This is a genomic window from Sporosarcina sp. resist, from assembly GCF_014302295.1.
Classification (GTDB): Bacteria; Bacillota; Bacilli; order Bacillales_A; family Planococcaceae; genus Sporosarcina; species Sporosarcina psychrophila.
The window spans coordinates 1,554,284-1,575,601 of sequence record NZ_CP060287.1; the positions used below are offsets into that span (position 1 = coordinate 1,554,284).

At 36.7% G+C, this 21,318-nt stretch carries 29 protein-coding genes; 23 read left to right on the forward strand and 6 right to left on the reverse strand.

What is annotated here, in order from left to right; all coding sequences use genetic code 11:
- Positions 1–11 precede the first annotated feature (11 nt).
- The gene (locus H7992_RS07835; RefSeq protein WP_067213880.1) at positions 12–824 is read left to right on the forward strand and encodes a MetQ/NlpA family ABC transporter substrate-binding protein; all 813 of its coding nucleotides are present in this window, start codon (positions 12–14) and stop codon (positions 822–824) included.
- A gap of 167 nt (positions 825–991) precedes the next feature.
- Here the strand turns inward: H7992_RS07835 and pepF are convergent, their stop codons facing one another.
- Together pepF and H7992_RS07845 are read right to left on the reverse strand one after the other, a co-directional pair.
- Positions 992–2,824 carry an oligoendopeptidase F gene (pepF, locus tag H7992_RS07840; protein ID WP_187047187.1) on the reverse strand — a complete coding sequence of 611 codons (1,833 nt, stop codon included), beginning with the start codon at positions 2,822–2,824 and terminating at the stop codon, positions 992–994.
- A gap of 110 nt (positions 2,825–2,934) precedes the next feature.
- Positions 2,935–3,240 carry a hypothetical protein gene (locus H7992_RS07845; protein WP_187047188.1) on the reverse strand — a complete coding sequence of 102 codons (306 nt, stop codon included), beginning with the start codon at positions 3,238–3,240 and terminating at the stop codon, positions 2,935–2,937.
- Between the two features lie 222 nt (positions 3,241–3,462).
- Between H7992_RS07845 and H7992_RS07850 the strand changes: the two genes are divergently transcribed.
- Positions 3,463–3,747 (forward strand): DUF4181 domain-containing protein, encoded by a 285-nt coding sequence (locus tag H7992_RS07850; RefSeq protein ID WP_187047189.1) that lies wholly within the window; start codon positions 3,463–3,465, stop codon positions 3,745–3,747.
- 214 nt (positions 3,748–3,961) lie between these two features.
- Here H7992_RS07850 and H7992_RS07855 read toward each other — a convergent pair whose 3' ends face one another.
- Positions 3,962–4,405 (reverse strand): hypothetical protein, encoded by a 444-nt coding sequence (locus H7992_RS07855; RefSeq protein WP_067207247.1) that lies wholly within the window; start codon positions 4,403–4,405, stop codon positions 3,962–3,964.
- Between the two features lie 124 nt (positions 4,406–4,529).
- Here H7992_RS07855 and H7992_RS07860 point away from each other — a divergent pair, with 124 nt between their 5' ends.
- From H7992_RS07860 to H7992_RS07895, 8 genes are all read left to right on the forward strand, one after another.
- Positions 4,530–5,261, forward strand: a complete 732-nt coding sequence (locus tag H7992_RS07860; protein WP_187047190.1) for an AAA family ATPase — start codon at positions 4,530–4,532, stop codon at positions 5,259–5,261.
- A 54-nt stretch (positions 5,262–5,315) separates the two neighbouring features.
- Positions 5,316–5,798 (forward strand): PaaI family thioesterase, encoded by a 483-nt coding sequence (locus H7992_RS07865; RefSeq protein WP_067207253.1) that lies wholly within the window; start codon positions 5,316–5,318, stop codon positions 5,796–5,798.
- A gap of 139 nt (positions 5,799–5,937) precedes the next feature.
- The gene (locus H7992_RS07870) at positions 5,938–6,357 is read left to right on the forward strand and encodes an SRPBCC family protein (RefSeq protein WP_067207256.1); all 420 of its coding nucleotides are present in this window, start codon (positions 5,938–5,940) and stop codon (positions 6,355–6,357) included.
- The gene (locus H7992_RS07875) at positions 6,358–6,690 is read left to right on the forward strand and encodes an ArsR/SmtB family transcription factor (RefSeq protein WP_187047191.1); all 333 of its coding nucleotides are present in this window, start codon (positions 6,358–6,360) and stop codon (positions 6,688–6,690) included.
- Between the two features lie 108 nt (positions 6,691–6,798).
- Positions 6,799–7,899: a sensor histidine kinase gene (locus H7992_RS07880; protein WP_187047192.1), complete on the forward strand. Its 1,101-nt coding sequence runs from the start codon at positions 6,799–6,801 to the stop codon at positions 7,897–7,899.
- Positions 7,896–8,579, forward strand: coding sequence for a response regulator transcription factor (locus H7992_RS07885; RefSeq protein WP_187047193.1), 684 nt, complete (start codon positions 7,896–7,898; stop codon positions 8,577–8,579). Before H7992_RS07880 ends, H7992_RS07885 begins: the two co-directional genes overlap by 4 nt.
- A gap of 315 nt (positions 8,580–8,894) precedes the next feature.
- The gene (locus H7992_RS07890) at positions 8,895–9,296 is read left to right on the forward strand and encodes a DUF6220 domain-containing protein (RefSeq protein WP_187047194.1); all 402 of its coding nucleotides are present in this window, start codon (positions 8,895–8,897) and stop codon (positions 9,294–9,296) included.
- Positions 9,297–9,311: 15 nt separating this feature from the next.
- A complete protein-coding gene (locus H7992_RS07895) occupies positions 9,312–9,515 on the forward strand; it encodes a DUF5957 family protein (RefSeq protein ID WP_231885785.1) in 204 nt (67 codons plus the stop codon).
- Positions 9,516–9,554: 39 nt separating this feature from the next.
- Here the strand turns inward: H7992_RS07895 and H7992_RS07900 are convergent, their stop codons facing one another.
- On the reverse strand, positions 9,555–10,832 hold the full coding sequence (locus tag H7992_RS07900; protein ID WP_187047195.1) for an erythromycin esterase family protein: 1,278 nt from the start codon (positions 10,830–10,832) through the stop codon (positions 9,555–9,557).
- A gap of 154 nt (positions 10,833–10,986) precedes the next feature.
- Here H7992_RS07900 and H7992_RS07905 point away from each other — a divergent pair, with 154 nt between their 5' ends.
- The 8 genes from H7992_RS07905 to H7992_RS07940 all read left to right on the forward strand — a co-directional run bounded on the left by H7992_RS07905 (position 10,987) and on the right by H7992_RS07940 (position 16,421).
- Positions 10,987–11,220, forward strand: coding sequence for a hypothetical protein (locus H7992_RS07905; RefSeq protein ID WP_067207275.1), 234 nt, complete (start codon positions 10,987–10,989; stop codon positions 11,218–11,220).
- Between the two features lie 14 nt (positions 11,221–11,234).
- On the forward strand, positions 11,235–11,630 hold the full coding sequence (locus H7992_RS07910) for a DnaJ family domain-containing protein (RefSeq protein ID WP_255428620.1): 396 nt from the start codon (positions 11,235–11,237) through the stop codon (positions 11,628–11,630).
- Positions 11,631–11,654: 24 nt separating this feature from the next.
- The gene (nagZ, locus tag H7992_RS07915; RefSeq protein ID WP_187047196.1) at positions 11,655–12,896 is read left to right on the forward strand and encodes a beta-N-acetylhexosaminidase; all 1,242 of its coding nucleotides are present in this window, start codon (positions 11,655–11,657) and stop codon (positions 12,894–12,896) included.
- Positions 12,897–12,960: 64 nt separating this feature from the next.
- On the forward strand, positions 12,961–13,266 hold the full coding sequence (locus H7992_RS07920; protein WP_067207281.1) for a DUF4870 domain-containing protein: 306 nt from the start codon (positions 12,961–12,963) through the stop codon (positions 13,264–13,266).
- Positions 13,267–13,929: 663 nt separating this feature from the next.
- The gene (locus tag H7992_RS07925; protein ID WP_187047197.1) at positions 13,930–14,403 is read left to right on the forward strand and encodes an SMI1/KNR4 family protein; all 474 of its coding nucleotides are present in this window, start codon (positions 13,930–13,932) and stop codon (positions 14,401–14,403) included.
- Between the two features lie 186 nt (positions 14,404–14,589).
- The gene (locus H7992_RS07930; protein ID WP_187047198.1) at positions 14,590–14,877 is read left to right on the forward strand and encodes a DUF1871 family protein; all 288 of its coding nucleotides are present in this window, start codon (positions 14,590–14,592) and stop codon (positions 14,875–14,877) included.
- Positions 14,878–15,050: 173 nt separating this feature from the next.
- Positions 15,051–15,329: a hypothetical protein gene (locus H7992_RS07935; RefSeq protein WP_187047199.1), complete on the forward strand. Its 279-nt coding sequence runs from the start codon at positions 15,051–15,053 to the stop codon at positions 15,327–15,329.
- 216 nt (positions 15,330–15,545) lie between these two features.
- Positions 15,546–16,421 carry an aminoglycoside phosphotransferase family protein gene (locus H7992_RS07940; RefSeq protein WP_187047200.1) on the forward strand — a complete coding sequence of 292 codons (876 nt, stop codon included), beginning with the start codon at positions 15,546–15,548 and terminating at the stop codon, positions 16,419–16,421.
- A gap of 71 nt (positions 16,422–16,492) precedes the next feature.
- Here H7992_RS07940 and xerA read toward each other — a convergent pair whose 3' ends face one another.
- Entirely contained in the window at positions 16,493–17,332 is an 840-nt protein-coding gene (xerA, locus tag H7992_RS07945; protein ID WP_187047201.1) for a site-specific tyrosine recombinase/integron integrase, read from the reverse strand.
- 129 nt (positions 17,333–17,461) lie between these two features.
- On the opposite strand from xerA, the gene H7992_RS07950 reads away from it, so the two are divergent.
- The 4 genes from H7992_RS07950 (at position 17,462) to H7992_RS07965 (ending at position 19,239) form a co-directional block, all read left to right on the forward strand.
- Positions 17,462–17,674, forward strand: a complete 213-nt coding sequence (locus tag H7992_RS07950) for a hypothetical protein (protein ID WP_187047202.1) — start codon at positions 17,462–17,464, stop codon at positions 17,672–17,674.
- A gap of 191 nt (positions 17,675–17,865) precedes the next feature.
- Positions 17,866–18,420, forward strand: coding sequence for a nucleotidyltransferase family protein (locus H7992_RS07955; RefSeq protein WP_187047203.1), 555 nt, complete (start codon positions 17,866–17,868; stop codon positions 18,418–18,420).
- Positions 18,421–18,545: 125 nt separating this feature from the next.
- A complete protein-coding gene (locus tag H7992_RS07960; protein WP_067207296.1) occupies positions 18,546–18,746 on the forward strand; it encodes a hypothetical protein in 201 nt (66 codons plus the stop codon).
- A gap of 295 nt (positions 18,747–19,041) precedes the next feature.
- Positions 19,042–19,239, forward strand: coding sequence for a hypothetical protein (locus H7992_RS07965; protein ID WP_255428621.1), 198 nt, complete (start codon positions 19,042–19,044; stop codon positions 19,237–19,239).
- 219 nt (positions 19,240–19,458) lie between these two features.
- Here the strand turns inward: H7992_RS07965 and H7992_RS07970 are convergent, their stop codons facing one another.
- A complete protein-coding gene (locus H7992_RS07970; RefSeq protein WP_187047204.1) occupies positions 19,459–20,196 on the reverse strand; it encodes a sulfite exporter TauE/SafE family protein in 738 nt (245 codons plus the stop codon).
- 407 nt (positions 20,197–20,603) lie between these two features.
- Between H7992_RS07970 and H7992_RS07975 the strand changes: the two genes are divergently transcribed.
- Positions 20,604–21,158, forward strand: a complete 555-nt coding sequence (locus H7992_RS07975) for a GNAT family N-acetyltransferase (RefSeq protein WP_187047205.1) — start codon at positions 20,604–20,606, stop codon at positions 21,156–21,158.
- Positions 21,159–21,318: the final 160 nt, after the last annotated feature.

Below are 21,318 nucleotides of genomic sequence, written 5' to 3' on the forward strand. Positions count from 1 at the left end.
GAGAGAAAATTATGAAAAAGTTTCTATTAGTTGTATTAGTACTTGTAGTTGGAACCGCACTAGCTGCTTGTGGTGGCAAAGAAAAAGCTTCGGATGACAAATCTGTGAAAATTGGTGCAACCGCTGGACCATATAGTGATATGTTGAAAAAGGCGATTATTCCTGGACTTGAAGAAAAGGGATATAAAGTTGAACTAATTGAGTTTAGTGATTATATTCAGCCGAACAATGCACTGGCAAGTGGCGATATTGATGCAAACCTGTTCCAAAACACGACTTATTTAGAAAATGTCGTTAAAGAAACGGAAGCTGAATTATCACCACTTATTATCGTACCAACAGCTCCAATGGGCATTTATTCGAATAAATTCAAGACAATTGAAGCTATTGAGGATGGAGCAAAAGTTACCATTCCAAACGATCCTGTTAATGGAGCCCGCGCCCTTTTAGTGTTACAGGATGAAGGTCTAATTGAATTAGATCCAAATGCAGAAGTGCTAAAAGTATCTGAAAAAGATGTAACAATGAATAAGAAGAACTTGGTGTTTCAGCCAATCGAAGCGGGTCAGCTTCCACGTTCAGTTGACGGTACTGATTTAGCGGCAGTTCCTGGAAACTTTGCCTTGGCTGCAAGTATGAATTTATTAGATGCGCTAGCACTAGAGGACATGCTTGATATATACAGAAACGTAGTTGCAGTAAAAACGGAAAACATTGATAAGCAATTTGCTAAAGATATTATTGAAATAGTAGAATCAGCAGAATTTGAAAAAGTAATTGATTCAGATTTTGAAGGCTTTGGTAAACCAGAGTGGATGAAGTAAAATCTAACTAGCAACGTCAAAAAGCTGACGAGACCATTACGGTTTCGTCAGCTTTTTTTGTTCTTCCTGCCTAGGAAATTATAAAATCTTGTACAGTGGATAACCTGCGAAAGCTGATATTTCACGTCTAGACTCAAGCGCCTCTGAACAGGCGCTTGCGCTTTTTTTTATTGTGAAACGTTAGCCGTTTCGTTTGCCTCAATTTCTTCCGTCAACACAACTAGCTGATCAATCAAATCACCGATATAAGCGATTGTGTCACGCAATGGTTTTTCTGTTGTAATATCGACACCTGCCATTTTTGACAGTTCAGCAGGGGATTTTGTACCACCAGCTTTCAATACTTCGAGCCATTCATCGACAGCAGGCTGACCTTCTTCAAGGACACGTTTAGATACTTGAGTGGAGATTGTGAGTCCAGCACTGTATGTGTATGGATACAAGCCCATGTAGTAGTGTGGCTGACGCATCCATGTAAGTTCCGCGCCTTCATTAATCTCCACATCATCTCCCCAGAACTCTTCAAGCACGCCGCGTTTCAAGTTGTTCAATACACCGGCGTTGACACTTCCGCCTGCATCAATGCGTTCATAGACTTTTCGTTGGTAGGCAGCTTCTAGTAAGTGCGTTACAAAGTTATGGTAGTACGTGCGTGCAACGATTGATGAAATGACCCAACGCTTGAATTTCGGATCATTTGAGTTTTCTAATAGGTGGTTAGCCACGAGCATTTCATTCATCGTCGAAGGTGCTTCGATGAAATACAGGGATGGGCGTGCATTGAATACGTTTTGCTCTCGATTTGCATTGTAGAAATGACCCGCATGCCCTAATTCATGAGCTAAGACGAATACATCATTCATACTACCTGTCCATGAAATAAGGATATATGGATGGTTGCCATAAGGGCTGGAACAGAATGCTCCTGTTGATTTACCTTTGTTTTGAGCGAAATCAATCCAACGTTCTTTGTATGAACGATCCACCATCTCCATGTAATCAGTACCCATTATAGCAAGGGCATCATCAATATATTTCTTCGATTCATCTACGGTGATTTTTGGTTCGTAAGTTGGATCAAGCGAGATTTTCAAGTCGGCAAACGTCATTTTATCAAGTCCATGGACTTTTTGCAGAAGTTTCGCGTACTTTCGCATATGCGGTGCAAGCTCTTTTGTGATTAAATCAATTTGACGGTCATACATGGATTTATCGACTTCTTGGGTGAATAATAAGTAATCGAAAATCGAATTATACCCTCTTAGGTCAGCTGTTGTTTTTTCCGTTTGTAAATGCATGTCATATGTTTTTGCAGTTGTATGTTGATAGTCTTTTAACTTAGCTGAGAATGCATCGAATGCAGCACGGCGTTTGGCGGTATCCGTTTCGCCCTCCCAGTCACCTTCGAAGGACACATAGCTTAACGGATAACTTTTCCCGTCGACTTCGAAATCATCAAATGCCATATCCACCATTTTTGTCGTGTTATACAAGCCATATGGCCCGGCGAATGTGGAAGAGAAGGCAGCTAAAGTTTTCTCAACTTCAGGATGCAATTGGTACTCTTTTTTGCGAATCAATTTCTCCAAGTAATTTTTAAAATCACCTGACTGTTTCATTGCATCTTCCAAAACATCAATGGGTAATTCAGAAAGTTGACTGTTGACGAATGATAGTTTGCTGTTTATTTTCGCGGCAGTGGAACCAAACTTGCTTGAGCGCATTTGTGCTTCGTCATCCGTTTGGTCTGTACTTGATGACAAACTCGTATACGTGCCAACAGGAACCACTTTTTCATAAACAGCCGCAAAGCCTTCCAATGCCTCTATTACTGATTTAGCATCTCTAATGTTGCCATTGAATTTTTCGGCAAATGCATCGACTTCTTTTACCAATTCAATTATCGCAGCATCATATTCCTCTTCTGTTTTGAAAAGGTCTTGCAGATTCCATGTTTCTTCTGTCTTTACTTCTGAACGCAGCGGCATACTCTTTACCAATCTAATCTCTCCCTTTTATTACGGATGTCGAACTAAATAATAGTATATAGTAGAATAGGGTAAAAGTAAAAAAACAAATCCCTTTTTTGACAACTTTCAGATAGTATGTGTTATTTTTGCTTTTTTGAAAGACGTTCGATTTCATCTGTTAGGATAAAAGCAAGATCATCATTGCCGAAAAGTTGTAGGACATCCAGCATTGTTTCGTTATCAATGTCGATATCTTCTTCAAATTTAGCTTCCTCAACTATTTTCTTCATCGTCTCATTTTCTTGTTGGTCTGGGTATGCACGGCTATATAACTCATGCGGGTTCACTTCATTATTAGCACACCATTGTACAAACAACCGAATCATTAGCTGCTCATCTTGTTGATATTTTTGAATGACTTGTTCATCGATGTTTTTAAATTCCATGTTAGTTAGCTCCTTTAAAATACTCTTCCCATAAGTATATACGAAATGTGAAACTTCTAAGGGATATAGACGTAAGTATAAATATAGAACAACAAATTAGTTAAGAGTATCAGTCTATATATGTTGAAATAATGAAACCAATTGATTTCGCTATGAAGTTAGGTGCCTTCGAATCATTTGTTCACTATAATAGTTCATTTCAAGAATGGGGTACAAGGAAAAGTGAAAGAACTAATTATCATTGGTATTGTGTTAATTATCGCAGTGTGGCTGGGAGAGCGATTTCTGAAAAGAAAGCTGCATATAACAAAGAAGACAAATACTATGGATGATCGCGCAAAAAGTCTTCAATTTTTCGCGTTGGCAATCCTGATGATTGGTTTTGTTATTAGTTCTATCATGGGCTCCGTGACTCTAGCTACAAAGTATGAAAATTTTAACTTTGTTTATTTTTTTGGACCTTATCTGATTTTAGTATCTATGGTAAGAGGATTTATGGATTGGTAATTCAATAAACCTTCAAAACAATGGATTCTACAAATCTATACCATATTTCTTTTGTTCATATTAATGATAGCTATTTTTTTGATTGATCAACTTAAATAAACACATAAGAAAAGCGCTTGAGTCTAAACAATGCTCAAGGAGAAAACTTATATTTTATTGTCTTTTTAAAAAGGACAAGAATAGAATGACTATCTTGCCCCCTGTATTGGATAGGTTAAATTTTATTGCTGATGAGAAAATGAACAATCCAATCCACATCTAGTGGACCATCAACTACTTCGTAATAGAGTGAAGAGTTTTGGATGATTAGATCTTCATTTACAATAATGCTAAAGTTGTCTCCATTACTATCTGTTAAATTAATAATGAACTGATTGATATCATCAACCTTATTAATTTTTTCAGGTTTTAATTTTCGGACATGATAATCTTGAAGGAATTCAAGTAAGCTTTCAATTTCAGATTCATCACTTATATTCCAAATTTTGGGGGAGGAACCTGAAAGGGATGGTTCCGAAAAGGTCATTACACTAAACTGAGATTCCGTGGTGCCAAGAACCTTCGTAACCTCTTTCTTGTCGTAGCCTAGGAAAAGTTGAGTCATTGCATATGTGCCTATAATCATAATGCCAATCGATAATAGTGCTCTTATTTTCATGTTCTATTCCTCCTGTAATTCATTTCTTTAGTATACGCGGATGAAGATGTACGGGATCATGCTTGTACATTAATAATCTATGCAGAATCACACGGGGAAATTAGTAGAAAGGGGTTATAATCAAATGTTTTTGAAAAAAATAACGCTTCTTCATAAAGAGTCACTTTCAAAGGAGGAGTATCCATTTTCTATACCCTCAATTCAGTCGCTAACGGAGTTGGATTTAACGAATAGTGTTACATTTTTTGTTGGGGAAAATGGTTCAGGGAAATCGACATTACTTGAGGGAGTTGCGGATTTATGCGGGTTTAATTCGGCGGGTGGCGGTAGAAACAATACATATGCAGTAGATGCGTCTGAAAGTGCATTAAGTGATTATCTTCGCTTGTCATGGATGCCGAAAGTGACGAACGGATTCTTTTTACGGGCTGAATCTTTTTATCATTTTGCTTCACACGTTGATGAAATGGCAAAAGAACCCGATGGCTCCTATCATGCTTACGGAGGGAAATCACTTCATCATCAGTCTCATGGTGAATCATTTCTGTCACTATTTCTAAATCGATTCAATGGAAAGGCAATTTACTTACTCGATGAGCCGGAAGCCGCATTATCACCGCAAAGGCAGCTGTCGTTTCTGCGTATTATGCATGATCTTGTCCGGGAAGAAAATTGCCAGTTCATCATTGCAACGCATTCGCCCATAATTTTAGGCTATCCTGATGCGACAATCTTGAGTTTTGATGATGGAGAAATAAAGGAAACCGAATATGAAATGACTGAGCACTATCAGATCACAAAATATTTCCTGGATCATCGTGAAAAGTTTCTGAAAGATATTTTAGAGGATGAATAGATTGTCGGAATGTTATAATGATGACGTAGGAATGTGGAATGGGGGAAAAGGGATATGAATAATGAAGTAGTACATGCAATTCAAGATGACTATCCGGAAGATTTCGCTTGGTGTTTTGGTTGTGGGCGCTTAAATGAAGATGGTTACCATTTCCGAACGGGGTGGCAAGGGGAAGAAACTGTAACCTATTATGAACCGTCACCGAAGCATATTGCGATACCAGGATTTGTTTATGGCGGTCTAATCGCATCATTTGTCGATTGTCATGGGACTGGTTCGGCCGCACTTGCATTGCACCGGAAAAATGGGCATGAGCCAGGCAGTGGAGAAGAACCACCACGTTTCGTCACAGCGTCATTAAACGTGAATTATATGAAACCAACTAAACAAGGTACTTTGTTAAAAGCGGTTGGAAAAGTGGAAGAAATTCATCCGAAGAAGTTTAAGGTATCTGTTGAAGTATTTGCGGATGACACAGTTGTTGCAACAGGAGAAGTCGTTGCTGTTATCATGCCAGCAACATTCGCAAGTAAATAAAATAGGGGAGAGAAAGCTGATTGCCACATGCAGTCAGCCTTTTTTAATTGAACTCTATAATAATTGACATGAAACCATTTGGTTGTATATGCTGTAAGTGTAACCAAATGGTTACGCATATTATTCGGGAGGTAATTATATGACAATTAATGAGAATTTTGCCGAAGTGAGAAAAAATATACTCATCAATGCTCCAATTGAAAAAGTTTGGGGATATGTCGCTACAGCTGAAGGTATTGGTACATGGTTTATGCCGAATGATATGCAACCGATTGAAGGGAAAGAGTTTATCCTACAAGCAGGACCCTGGGGCAATTCGGTGTGTAAAGTGACAGAGGTGAACCCACCAAATCGCTTATCTTTTGAGTGGGGAGAGGAATGGCTGATTACGTTTGAGTTGAAAGAAAAAGACGGTCAGACCGAATTAACACTAATCCACGCGGGATGGATCGAAGAAAAACAGACGGAGTTTGGTGAATCACATGCAGAGGTGCGTTCACGTATGTCTGGTGGATGGGATGGACTCGTACAAAAACTGAAACATGTAGTTGAAGGTTAAATGGCTGAAGAGCAACAACAATACGATGTTTTTCAAGCAATTGCTGATCCGACTCGACGCCAATTGTTGCAACTGCTTGCGGGTGAAGAATTATCAATATCAACAATCAGTAGCCATTTCACAATGAGTAGAACCGCTGTAACCAAGCATCTGCATGTATTAGAGTCAGCTGGACTCGTTGTTGGCCGGAAAATGGGTCGTGAAAAGTTATATTGTTTGGAAGCCAAGCCGCTACAAAAATTGCAAACATGGCTTACCTTCTATGAACAGTTTTGGGACAACAAATTATCTATACTTAAAGATGTCATTGAAAGCGATCGAGTTGAAGGATGACACTTTAAAAGCCGACAATCAGTCGGCTTTTTTTTATACAAGAAAGCATTTAAGAAATAATTAATAATTATCGGTTACACTCTTACTAATGAAAGAAGGTGTATATTAATGTCCATCCGTAAGCGTTTGCTATTTTCTAACATTGCAATAGTGATTCTTCCTATTATTGCTCTTTTTCTTATTGATATAATACTATATTATTTTCTTGCCTTTATTATCAACTTAGATGTAGGTGCGGATTTCCAACAAACATTTATCAAACTGAGATTTATTGGAATGTTTCTGATTATTATTTTGATAAATGGTTTGCTGACATTTTACGTTTCGAAAAGTATCTTAAATCCAGTTAAAAAACTATCGAAAGCTGCCGAACAAATAAAAAATGGGGACTTTGACACTCCGATTACGTCAATGGGTGAAGATGAACTTGGGAAGTTAGCTGAGACGTTTGAATTAATGAGAATAAAATTGCAACAATCAGCACAGTTGCAAGATAAGTATGAACAAAATCGGAAAGAACTTATTGCAAACATTTCACATGATTTGAAAACGCCAATCACTTCAATTAAGGGGTATGTTGAGGGAATACGAGATGGTGTGGCGGATTCGCCAGGAAAAATGGATCGTTATATTCAAATAATCTACACAAAGGCAAATGATATGGATCATTTAATTGATGAACTATTTCTATTTTCCAAGTTGGATTTAAGCAGTGTTCCGTTTCATTTTGAACAGTTTAATCTTCAAGATTATTTTACGGATTTAATAGAAGAGATGCAATTTGATGTCGGCAAGGATGGTATTTCGATTGTACTTACTGTTGAAGGTTGGTCAGGATATGAAGTGTATGCAGATAGAGAGCAACTAAAACGTAGTGTAACGAACATTATTCAGAACAGTGTTAAGTATATGGAGAAAAAAGAGAAAAAGATTAATGTTCATTTGAAAGCGAATTCGGTTGAAATTACGATTCAAGTAAAGGATAACGGAGAAGGAATTTACGAAGAAGCGCTTGCCCATATTTTTGAGCAATTCTATAGAGCAGATTCCTCTAGAGCGGGTGGTGAGGGACGTAGCGGACTTGGACTTGCCATTGTCAAACGAATTGTCGAACAGCACGGCGGCAGGGTTTGGGCTGAAAGTGAAATAGGAATGGGGACCTCCATATTCTTTACTCTTCCAATCTCAGAAAAGCAGGTGAAAAGATGAGCAGCATTTTAATAGTAGAAGATGATGTAAGTATCGCAGAATTGGAACGAGATTACTTGGAAATGAACGGATTTACTGTAGAAATTGCACTGACGGGTGATGAAGGGTTAAGAAAAGCGATTGCTGAAAACTATGATTTAATTGTTTTGGATTTAATGCTTCCTGGTATCGATGGATTTGAGATATGTAAACGGGTCCGTGAAATAAAAGACATACCTATTTTGATGGTGACAGCTAAGAAAGAAGAAATTGATAAAATACGCGGTTTTGGTTTTGGAGCAGACGATTACATTGTCAAACCGTTTAGTCCAGGCGAGTTGGTAGTACGGGTGAAAGCGCATGTTTCAAGATACAACCGCCTGGTGAACCGTGAGCAACAGAAGAATGAAATTCAAGTACGTGGGCTCCATATTGATAAAAACGCCCGGAGGGTATTGGTCAATAATGATGAAAAAGTGTTGACCGCAAAAGAATTTGATTTACTCACATTTTTAGCTTCGAATCCGAATCATGTTTTCAACAAAGCCCATTTATTTGAAAGGGTATGGGGTTTTGATGCAATGGGGGATGTGTCTACAGTTACGGTCCACATCCGAAAAATTCGGGAAAAAATTGAAACGGATCCTGCAAACCCAGAGTATATTGAAACGATTTGGGGAGCAGGTTATCGATTTAAATAAAGTTGGAAATACCGGGGTTCATTGAGAACTTTGGTGTTTTTTGGTTGTCTAGGAAATTATAAAATCTCGTACAGTAGATAAGTTGTAATTAAGAGATTTTACGCCTAGCCCCTCGAGTCGCTTATGTCCTGTAGTGATTGAACTGCCCTCCTTACTTGTCGGGGCTGAAGTGGTGGTTGCGTTTTGTTCTAATTTTTACAGTTGGTAGACAAGGACATGTCTCCTATTTAATAAACATTTAATAATTTCCTAATAAGGAGTTCAGAATCGTATTGTATTCTATGACTAAGGTTAATGAAACAGGAGGGGTTATTCATGGGAGAAACGGTTGTAAATGCCCGAGTAAAAGTTGGGAGGGTTCTCTTTTTAGTATTTGGATTGCTATTTGCTTGTGGGATTGTTATGCAGGTTTTACTTGCGGGAATGGCAGTATTTGGTGATTCGATTAATTGGGTTAAACACACTTTGATTATTCATTTATTTGGATTTAATGTGCCGATATTCATGTTGATTACTGCATATATAGGTAAAATGCCGCGTTGGGCTTATTGGCAAGTTTTCGGAGTATTAGTATTTGTTTTCTTGATGTACTTTACAGCTAATATTACGAGTGCTTTACCGCTTGTTGCAGCGCTTCATCCAGTTATAGCTATGATATTGTTTACGTTTTCAATATGGATTGTTTTGGCGGCATGGAAACATAATTTTAAAAAGTAAGGAAGTGGAGTATTGATGATGAGAGTGATGTTAGGAATTATCGTAGGAATCATAGGAGGATTTATTCTAGGAGTTGCATTATCTAGCTTCATCGGCGTATTTGGGATGGTATTTTTCGATCAACCCCTGGGTATAAAGTTCTTGCCTTATTTCAGTTCATTTATCTGTGCGATTGCGGTACCATATATGGATAGGAAAACCCTAAAAGAAAAAGCATGATTGACATTCAATCATGCTTTTTCCATAGGTGTTTTTGTATCAAAAGCCAGTCACCGTTTCTCCCATCTCAAGTGGTTCCAGTGCTTTTGTTTGATCAATAAATATAAAAGCATCATATCGATTTCCGATTTGAGATGGTACATAGTTACCAAATTTCTCGTATTCAGGATTGTAGACGACCCCAATCGCTCGATGGCCAATCCAACCGGTGAAATAGTGTCGGTTATCTTCATTGAAAACGAATAGTTTATTGAAAGCGCCAGACTTGTGTACTAAATCTTCCCATGAATGTTGACGAGCGGGAGGGACTTCTATTTTCTCGAAAGGTACTCCCCATTGTTCAGCTGCGATGACGGTGCCCCGATGCGTTCCGAATCCTACTGCATAGACATCTTCTTTCATAAATTGTTCTCGCAGTAATTGACCGACGTTGAGCATTCCGTCCTCCTGCATTGTTGTTGCACGGGCGTCTCCAATATGCGTATTATGTTCCCAAACGATGATCTTTGCATTTTCTCCATAATGTTTCATTACTTCATTTATCGCTTCAACCATATGTTCATCGCGAATATTCCAGGAAAGTGCGTTGTCTTGGAGCATGGCACGGTAATATTTTTCGGCGTTTTTAGTCACGAGTGCATTCACTTTTAAATTTAAAGTGGTTTCCTGATCGTCTTTATAGTGTTTATTGTGCGAGCGAATGGACGATAATAAATCACTCACTTCGTCAATGCAAACTTGTGAAAAGTGAGCTGTGGAAATTGCATAATGGTCTGGCATACCGTTGAAAGGTTCGAAGCAGGAAAAAGCCTTTTTAGCTAGTTCAAGATCGGCACCCGCGGGATTGGATTCTGTTAAGTAACGGATAATTTCCTCCATAGATTCCCAGAGACTATACATATCGATTCCGTAAAATCCTGTTTTTTGATCGGGAATCCTCTTGTCATTATGCATTTTCAACCAGTCGACAAACTCCGCAACCTCTTCATTAGCCCACATCCACGTCGGCCATCTGCCGAAAGCTTTCAAAACTTCGTGTGCATCATCTTTACTTTCGCTATATCCTTTTATATAGCGATTAACATGCTGAGCGGACGGCCAATCACCTTCGACCGCGATGGCTGAAAACCCTTTCTGTTCAATTAGCATTTTGGACAGCTTAGCCCGAACTGTGTAGAATTCTGATGTCCCATGGCTTGCTTCTCCTAATAAGACGATTTTTGCATCACCTATGGCTTCGATTATTGTTGAAAGATCCGCATCAGATTGAAACGGGAGTGCATAATTTTTAACGGCTTCCTCAAGTGTGAACTTCAATTGGATAACCCCATTTCCTGCAATGTATTATGGAAGTATACCCAACTATTCACATCGTAGCCTATGATAGTTAAACAAAATGAATTGAAATTGTATGACAGACAATTGCAATAATGTACAATTGAATTAATTACATGACAAAGGGGCGATTGAAATGCTAGAGGGAGTTATTATTGTTGGGCTTGTGATGAGTGTGCCAATCATTGCAATTATTACGGATCATCAAAGAAGAATCGTGAAAATTAAAGGGGAATTCATGAGGGGTGAGATCGAACTAGAAAAACTAAAACAGCAAAACTTTATCATGGAAACTGAAAAGATGAAAATCGAATTGGAACAAATGAAACTGGATTATACATCTGGAAAAAATGAAATTATGAAAATATAAAGGAGGGGGAGTGAATGAGTATGAGCGACGATAAATTAAACCCACCATACAACGATCTAATCGGCGATATTTTAAAAGAATATACAAAAAAAGGCGGCATGGATAATTTAGCGGGCCATGGGAAACCGTTATCACAAGAGTACTTTTCGGGTGATACGTTCCAGCATTTTCAGCGAATCGCTAAAGATGCCGGATATAAACCACATTGGTTAAATCTACAGCATGAAATTCGCGATGAATTAATCGCAATTACAGCTATTCAACGTGCAGATGCTGCAGCAGAGTTGGAATTACGAATAGAAAAAGCAAACGAGAAAATAGCTGAATACAATAAATCTTGCCCACCCCCTATGCAGAAGGGATCAGTGTCGCTTAGTAATTTTGAAGCTGTGATTGATCGGTGGAAATGAAGTAATAAGAAAAGGGGAGTGACAGTGAATCGTAATTATAAGTTCATTTTTCTCGTCGTTTGTTGCACTTTATTAATGTCGGGATGTTCTCAATTTACACAAAAAAATAAGGATAAAGAAACAGATGTAACAAACTCGCCGATTACAGAACCACCCAAAAAGGAGGAGATTGTTTTATCAAAGGTAGAAGAAATGGTTGACCAAATGACATTGGAAGAAAAGGTCGGGCAATTACTAGTGATTGGCGTTGAAGGTACCTCGTTTTCTAGTGAGATGGATAACCTCATCCGTAATTATCATGTTGGTGGGGTTATTATTATGGGAAGAAATGTAGCGACAACAAATGAAATGCTACAGCTGATTAATGGAATTAAAAAAGCAAATGAACTTAATAAAATCCCACTATTCCTTTCTGTCGATGAAGAAGGAGGACGTGTTTCCAGAATGCCCGTCGGTATCCCTAAACTGCCCACAAGTGCGCAAATTGGTAAACTTAATGATGAATCGGTGAGTTACCGCGCAGGCACCTATTTAGCTGGAGTGCTTAACGAATTCGGTTATAACATGAACTTTGCACCTGTATTGGATGTTAATAGTAACCCAAGAAATCCAGTTATCGGGAATCGCTCATTCGGATCGGATCCCTATCAAGTCGCTAAGCTAGGCATATCGACGATGCATGGAATGATGGACAATGGCATTATTCCTGTCGTTAAGCATTTTCCGGGGCACGGCGATACGGTTGTTGATTCACATAAGGCGTTGCCAAAAGTGGAAACAACTTTGGAAGCACTTCGTAACGTAGAGCTAGTTCCATTTCAAAAGGCAATTGAAGAAGGTGCCGATGCTGTAATGGTCGCTCATATTTTATTTCCAGCACTTGACCCTGATTATCCATCCTCAATGTCTAAAGCTATTATCACGGGATTACTTCGCAACGAAATGAAATTTGAAGGTGTCATCATAACGGATGATCTGACGATGGGGGCGATTGCGAATGACTATACAATCCCAGAAGCGGCAGTTCAGTCCTTCATCGCGGGAAGTGATCAGCTACTTGTAGTTCGCGATTATGAAGTTCAACTAAATACTTTGAATGCGTTCATTAAGGCTATTGAAACAGGGGAAATCACAGAAGAGCGGCTTAATGAGAGTGTAAAGCGGATTTTAACGCTAAAAGAAAAATATAGTGTGTCAGATGAAGTGCATGAAAAAGTGGATATGGATAAAATCAATGAATTGTACGACAAGCTTCAGCTGAAATAAATGAATTTTCTCTCCCGATTATTCGTATAATAAAATACTTGAAAAAGATTGGGAGGGTTATTATATGGAGAATAAAGGATTAAAAGTGTTAATTCATGCCAGTGCTTTCTTTATGCCATTTTTGGTACCGTTTATCATTTATCTAGTTATTGATGATTTAGAGGTCAAAAGGATGGCGATACAAGCAATCTTATTCCAACTGGTCATGGGAGCATTGATTGTTGTTTCTACGATACTTATTATTGTAATTATCGGGATTCCATTGCTAATTGGATTTGGTTTAATGTGGTTAATTGTGCCGATCATAGCAATTGTAAAAGCACTGAATGACGAAAAGTACAATTATCCGATTGTAGGTAGATGGATTTAATTATGTTATCAATAAACAAATCATTAAGTGTAGTATGAAAAAAATCCATACTAAATGTCCACTAAAGTAGAACCTGCTTTAGTGGTATTTTTTAACATAATCCTATGTTACGATGCCGCTGTGGATTAAAAATAAAGCCGCGATGTTTATAAAAAAGATGCGACGTTTTACCCCTTTAGATGTTTATCTAAAGGGGTGTTTCATTGAAAAGGACTTACTTATTGAAGTAGTTGAGTGTAAACTGAATTTATAGAAATAATTGGAATGATATTTTGGTTTGGAAATTGTAAAGGTATATTTTTTGTCGTGATGCAAGACTACGTGTTTGGCAAGCTAGAACGAGATTGCTTGACCAGGTGCTAGATGTAATCAATTATGGCAAATTCTCTGTAACGGGATTTACTTATGATGATTTGTAAATGAGAAGGTATTTAAACTATCGGATGCTGGTTTAGTTGAAGACCAAAGGGTTCCTAGGCAGCTCTTTTTTCTTCTAGAACAAACGGAGCAGTCTAGTTTAATCAGGAACTTTTAAGTCTTTGGTTATGATAGTTTAATGCTCAAACGAAAAGAGCTGAATAAAAGTCACTGACTTTAAAATTGCATGTAAACATGTGTGCATACACATTGAATTAAGTGAAGTCTTTATGGGGGTATTAAATTATGACGAATAATGAAATTACTTTGGAAGCCAGAAGACTGATCGATAGAATTAAGATGAAATATCCCGATTTTGTTGGTAAAACAGTAAGCGAAAGTGACATAGCAAAATTAGAAAAAGAATTGAAGATAAAGTTACCAAATTGGTATATCGAACTTTATACAACCGTTCCTTTAATCGATACGGAGTTTGGGGTCCAAGAAGATGGGCCAGATGAGGATTATGACGGAATTTCTTATATGATATGTGGTGGTGTTGACGACATAATTGAAGAAAGCACTGAATTTGAACCTGGAATATCTGCGTTAAAAGATGGATACGTTTTTATAGCTAGTTGCTCCCACGGTAGCGGCAACCCTATATATGTCAAACTAAACTCAGACGAGACAAGAGTTTATCGTATATATCACGATGATCTCACTAAAGCTCAACTAGTAGAAAACCTTGCATCTTTGTTTAAAAATGCAATAGTCTAACGAATTCGATACCTGCTCAACAATTCAACGAAACCTTATTCACCTAACGGATTGTCTTGTACACGAACAAATTTTACAGGCTAGGTTTGACACAGCTATTGCTTTTCATCTTCACCTAAGGGGGCAGCTTAGATAAATAAAGGTGTAGAATAAATCATTAAAAATAAATATTAAAAGAGGGATATTATGAACCACTACCAAATTGTAAAAGAAGTAATTAATGATTGGGACCCGAAGAACTTTTTAAGTTTCTCATCTGAGGATGAATATGATCCAGAAATAAGTCGCATTGTATCGCGATTACCAACTGCATCTGTTGAAAAATTAGCTGTAGTGATACATGAGGTCTTTGATGAAATGTTTTCGAGAAGTGGAGCACCTTCGATTAATAATTGTTATCCAAGTGCATTAAAAATTTGGAACAAAATTTATAATAATAAATTTCCAAATGTTAATCAAAAGCAATATTATTAAACAAACAAGGTGCTTTATTTTAAAATCGACTGCTTTTTATTGCGTAATGGAGGTAACTACTTCCGTGAACAGGCGTTATGTTAACCTGGTGTGTATGGCTTATACAAGGTCGTTCAGCAATCGGGCCAAATAGTTGAAATGCAAGATCATCTTTAAATCATGGGAGGAGAAAAATGAAAAGAACTTTGGGATTAACATTTATACTTTTATCATTATTTCTTGCTGCGTGTGGAGGTCCTCTCACATATACCGCTTCAACATTGGTTGTCGTAAAAAAAGGTCATAGCGACAAAGACCATTGGATTGAGGCGTACGATCCGAACAACCAAAACAAAGAGGAAGCATTTAAGATAATGGTGCAAGAAGAGATGGTTTGGAATCTTATCGAGGAAGATAGAGAGTACTTTTCAATGTATTCAAAAAAGAAGGAAGTACCCTGGCGTCTAACATAAATTGAACATTCGGTAGCCGAGGAGAGGTAACTACTTCCTAATATTGGCGTTATGTCAACCAGAGGTGCATGCAGCATAAAAACCCGTTCAGCGATCGAATCGATGGTTTGCGGATGGAGATAAACGAGTTTCTTGTTAAACTAACGGGGCAGGTTAGTTCAACAAGGGACTCCGGATCAAAACAATAGAAAGAGACTAAAAAAGGGGTATTACTAAATGAATAATAACTTTATTGAAAAAATTCAATCGTTTTATTCTGACCTTTCCATTGAAGACTTTTATCCTAATGAAATTGGACAGAATAATGATGTTTTCATTGTAAACAAATCTTTGGTTTTTAGATTTCCAAAATATAAAAATGGAATAATTCAATTAAGAAGAGAGACGGAAATTTTGAAATACATTAAAGGTATCATCTCCATTCCTATTCCGAATCCAATTTATCAGTCTTTTGAAGAGTTAGAACCAGGTAAGGTCTTCACCGGCTATAACCTAATAGATGGTGTTCCTTTGTGGGAGGATAGTTTAACAGGTGTTGAGAGTGTTGAATTGGTTAAAGGGTTGGCAAAACAACTTGTCTCTTTTCTTGTAGAACTCCATTCTATTTCAGGAGAAAAAGCAAGTCGAGATTTGAAACTAAAGGTTCGTAACCCTCGAGAAGAGATGTATAAACTGTATGATAAGATTCAAAATAAATTATTTCCTTTTATTAGAAAAGACGCTCAAAAGGAAATCTCACAATCTTTTGAAACGTTCCTAAAAGGGAAGGCATTCTCAAATTTAGATATAACACTGATACACGGAGATTTTGGGTCATCCAACATTTTGTGGAATCCGGAAACAAGTATGATTTCAGGGATAATAGACTTCGGTGGTTCGGGTTTAGGCGATCCAGCGTATGACTTTGCTGGAATACTCTCTAGCTTTGGTGAAGATTTTTTTGATATGTGTATTAATATATATCCAAACGGTAATGAAATATCTGAACGAGTTAAATTTTATAAAAGTACATTTGCCTTACAAGAAGCATTGCACGGGATTGAGAATGAAGATAGACAGGCTTTTGAAGATGGAACTAAAGATTATAGATAGATTGCTTGTTCAACTAACGAGGTGTTTTAGTAGAGTAGAGCAACGTCTTTTAAGACGTTGCTCCTTTACATTTAAAAGTACTTCTGATAATACTCTTTCCTTAGCCTACCGCTTAATTGAGCGTATATCCTTGTGGTTTCACTTTTTTCATGCCCCATAAGACTTTGTATGACTTCAATAGGAGCCCCATTATTCAACAAATGAGTTGCATAGCTGTGTCTAAGTTGGTGTGGATGAATCTCTTTATTGATTTCAGCACGATTTGAAATCCGCTTAATGATGTATCGCATTTGGGCAACACTCATTTTACGTGGCTGCCTTACAGTCACAAAGATGGCAGGATTATTGTCATTACGGCTTTCAATATAGCGTTTAAGCCATATGTCGCAACGTGTATTAAAATAAACTTCCCTTTCCTTATCACCTTTTCCCCTAACGATCGCGGATTGATTGGACCAATTAATATTGTTCTTTTCTAACGCTACTATTTCTCCAATTCGGCAACCGGTAGAAAACATGAATTCAAAAATCGCTTTTTCCATTGGGGAATGACAGGATTCACGAAGGTGTTCAATCTCCCGTTCGGTTAAATACTTGGGTATCCGCTTACCTACTTTGGGCTCTTTAATCTTGCAAGTTGGATTCTTACTCAGGTAGCCTTCTTCATGAGACCAACGAAAAAAAGATTTCATAAAGCGGATGCGATGTGCAAGACTAGCTGGTTTTAAATGCTTGCCCGATACAGCAAGATATTGCTTCAGTTGATTTGTATCCAACAATTCCATCTCTACATCATTAAAATAACCAATTAGTAGCAAAGACTGTAACTGATAAGCCTTCAACGTTTGTAGTGAAAAACCCTCTATTCGTTTATCAGCTTCAAACGAAGACCATGCTTTTGACAGTAACAATTCCATTCCCCCTAAAGTAGTAATGTTAAAGGAATTATTGCCAACTTAATAGAGTTATAGACATAAGGAGTGATTTTACTAACGGGGCAGTTTAGTTGAAGAAGGAATTCTATTCAAGGAGGAGTTTTAATGAAAAAGAAAAACTATGTTATTGCATTTATTGCAGGGGTAGCAGTGACTCTTTTTATATTACCTTTACTTTATGCGTTAGGTGTTCTATCCTTTGATGTTGTGTTAAATTCTTTATTTGGTAAAGATAGTATACTGGCTATTATCTTTTCATTAGTTCTTATTATAATAATTTTGTTTTTGCTTGTTAAATATGTAAATAAAAAAGGATAACGTCACGTTTTAGCATTAGTAGATTTCAAACTAACGAGTGCTTTACTTCAATTAGGGGTTAAGCTCCCTTTTCCTCAACTAAAGGGGCAGGTTAGTGGAAGAAGATGTTTCGAATTGGAAAGTTAAATCTACATAAAGTTTTAGGTTATAATGTTCAAGAAAAAAGCAGGTTTGAATAAAGGAGAATTGATGTGACTAATTACGAAACGCAGTTGATAAATATTATCAAAAATGACGAGTATATAATCTCTATTTTAAAAAGCGTTGAGAAATTAAATTTAAATGATGCTTGGGTTGCAGCTGGACTCATTAGAAATAAAGTGTGGGATGTTTTACATAACATCAATACACCTATAAATGACATTGATGTTATTTACTTTGACAACATAGATACTTCGTGGGAAACAGAAAAAGATTTAGAAAAAAAATTAGAAATTTTAATACCTAACCAGCCGTGGACGGTAAAAAATCAAGCACGTATGCATTTAAAAAATGGATTTGATTCTTATAATTCTTCTTTTGATGGTGTTGCCCATTTTACAGAAATACCAACTGCAATAGCTGTAAAAATATGCAATAGTGAACTTAAAATAATGGCTCCATACGGACTGGATGATTTGTTTAAAAAGATTGTTAAACCTACTCCATATTATCAAAATAATAGCAAGTTACGTTCAATATATATTGAGCGCATGCAGGAGAAAAAATGGCATGAAATTTGGATTGATTTATCTGTGGAAGTTTGATTTTATTCTTCAACTAACGGGTAGCTTTACTTCAAGAAGGAGTAAAGCCTTTTTCCTTATTGAACTAAAGGGGTAGGTTAGTTTAAGAAGGTTTTAAAGAAATAATTAATTGGGGGTAGAGAAAAATGTTATGGGGAACTATTTTACTCTGGATTGTTGGTTTATTAATTTTGTACATAGTAATCTTTGCAGCAGTAAAGGATGGGATTGATAAGTCAGAGGTTGGTCAGTTAATAAAAACGAATTATGGGGTTAAAGATGAAATTGTTACGGTTAGTGATGATGAAATTGAAAAGGAATTAGAAGACGAATTTAATAAGAAATAGTGGATGATAAATAGTTTTGAAAAAATGCGAATGACCAAAGAAGGTAAATACGTGAAGATTTGTTAATTAGCAATGTCTGGGTAGACTAATTATTATTATAAGGTGTTTTAGCACACGAATGAAAAGAGTAATTCAGTTAACCTTGTTAAACTAAAGAAGCAGGTTAGTTGAACAAGGTAATTAACTTTTTAGTGAGAGCAGAGGTGGAGTATGAAACAATTATATTTGTCATTAAAAGAAGCAGGTTTAATGTTTAAAGAGGATACAGAACAGGGAGAGGTTGATTTCATTCTTTTTGAAACCTACGATAATATCAGGGGATGTGAATACATTCGAAACGCTTTTCGGGGATGTAGAAGAGAATCCGACCTATGAAGCCTTGTCAGGTTCTCATACTTTTAAATTGGAATCTACTCAATACACTATGACTGCTGAAGAAATGGGTTATCAAAAGTATTTCGACCAATGGAAAGAGCAGGGATTATTTAACTAACGGGTGCTTTACTTCAAGAAGGAGTAAAGCCTTTTTTCTTCTTGATCTAACGGGGCAGGATAGTTGAAGAACAAATTGAATAGAATTTTAATTTTTTTTTAGAACCCCTTTAAATATTATCTTAAATCAAGGAGGAGGCGTCGATCCAAAAATGTGATGGACGTCTTGTTTGCCTGGTTAGAATTGTAATTCAATTAGTATCTTCAAAAAAAGATACTTTTAAAAATTAAAGTAATCTACAATCATTTGTAAGATTAATAGAACTGTTACTAATCTAAGAAGTGGTTTTACATGTTCCGTTTTTAATTTATGAGCTAATCTTACTCCGAACTGTGCACCAATAATGGATCCAAGCATTAATGCTATGGTAAGTGGCCAGAAAATTTTACCCGTTGATATGTAAGTGATGGCAGAACCAAAGCAACTTGCAAAAACCCCAACTCTTGCTAAGCCAATTGCTCGGATATAGGCAATTTTTTGGCTTGCATATAAATACATCGCAAGTGTACTGCTTCCTGGCCCAAACATTCCGTCATACATTCCTATACCAATTAGTGCAGTTCCTGATTTTTTATTTGCATGAAACTGTTCAGTTCCATCAAAATTACCTGTATTCATGAAGGAAGTTACAAATGCAAAGCTTAATAAAATGATTGCAATAATCGTTAGGGTACTTCCGCTTAAAAAGGAAGCAATGAGTCCACCTAAAATACCTCCTCCAAGACAAAACATTAGGACTAATAATGCTTCTTTCGAGGAAACTTCTTTTCTCTTTAATATGACAAGAAAGCTTGAGAGTGAACTGACAGTATTGGAAACCTTGTTTGCACCGATTGCTGAATGCACGGGTAACCCCATAAGTAACATAGTGGGTAAGCTAATCAGTCCCCCTCCTCCAACCAATGTACCGACAACATTACCTATAATTCCAATCATAAAAAAGATGACAAATTCCATTGAAGAACCTACTTTCAAAATTACACCATAGATTCAGTTTACCACGTCTAATCTTTGATATGAACTCTAAATGAAACAACTTTTTATTTAAATTATTAGCAAATCAAAATTCGATGAATGGAACGATAAGGTAGAAGAATTTTTTCGATATTGTGTTTTTTATTCAACTAAAGGTTTACGGTTTTTTTAATAACAATCTTCAACAATAGGGAGTTTTTCTGAAATGAAAAGAGCGTCTTTCTTCATGAAAGGGCCATTTAATTGAACATCACCTTAAAGGAGTTTGGATATTTATGTTAGTGTTTATTTGAGATTGTGAAAAATTGTACTTAAACTAAAGGGGCAGTTTAGTACAATAAGGAAAAATCTGCTTTAATAAAACTAATGATTTACAGGGAGTGAAAATAATGTTTTTCTTTACTGTTGATGAGGATATTACACTAAAATTATTGACCAAGCAAAATGCTACTGAACTATTTATAATTGTAGATAAGAATCGTGTTTTTTTAAGAGAATGGCTTCCCTGGGTTGACAGTAAAAATACTGTTGAAGATTTTCGAAGTTCAATTGAAAAATGGGGAAATAAATACATATCCAATACTGCAATTAATGCTGGAATCTTTTTTAAAGGAGAACTTGTAGGAATGTTGGCCTTTCCAGAAATAGATTGGAAGGGAAAGAAGACAAGCTTTGGATATTGGTTATCACCTGATTTTGAAGGGAAAGGCATAGTAGTAAGATGTGTAAAGGGGTTAACAAATTATGCCTTTAAAACCTTAAATCTAAATCGGGTTGAAATAAGCTGTGCAGAAGACAATTTAAGAAGCAGGGCTTTACCCGAAAAACTTGGCTTCATTAAGGAAGGCATTTTACGTGATAATTACTACTTGAATGGGTGTTTACATAATTTGATTGTTTACAGTTTATTAAAAAGTGATTTGGAAAAAGCAAAGGATAATTAGTTTGTGAACAATTGCACTTAAACTAACGGGTGCTTTAGTGGAACAACAGTAATGCTTTTCTTATTAAGCTAACGAAGCAGTTTAGTTGAATAATTATGTATTAATTTGAAACTTTTACCAATGTATATCGTCAAACTTCGTATGGAGAATTGTTGTGGAA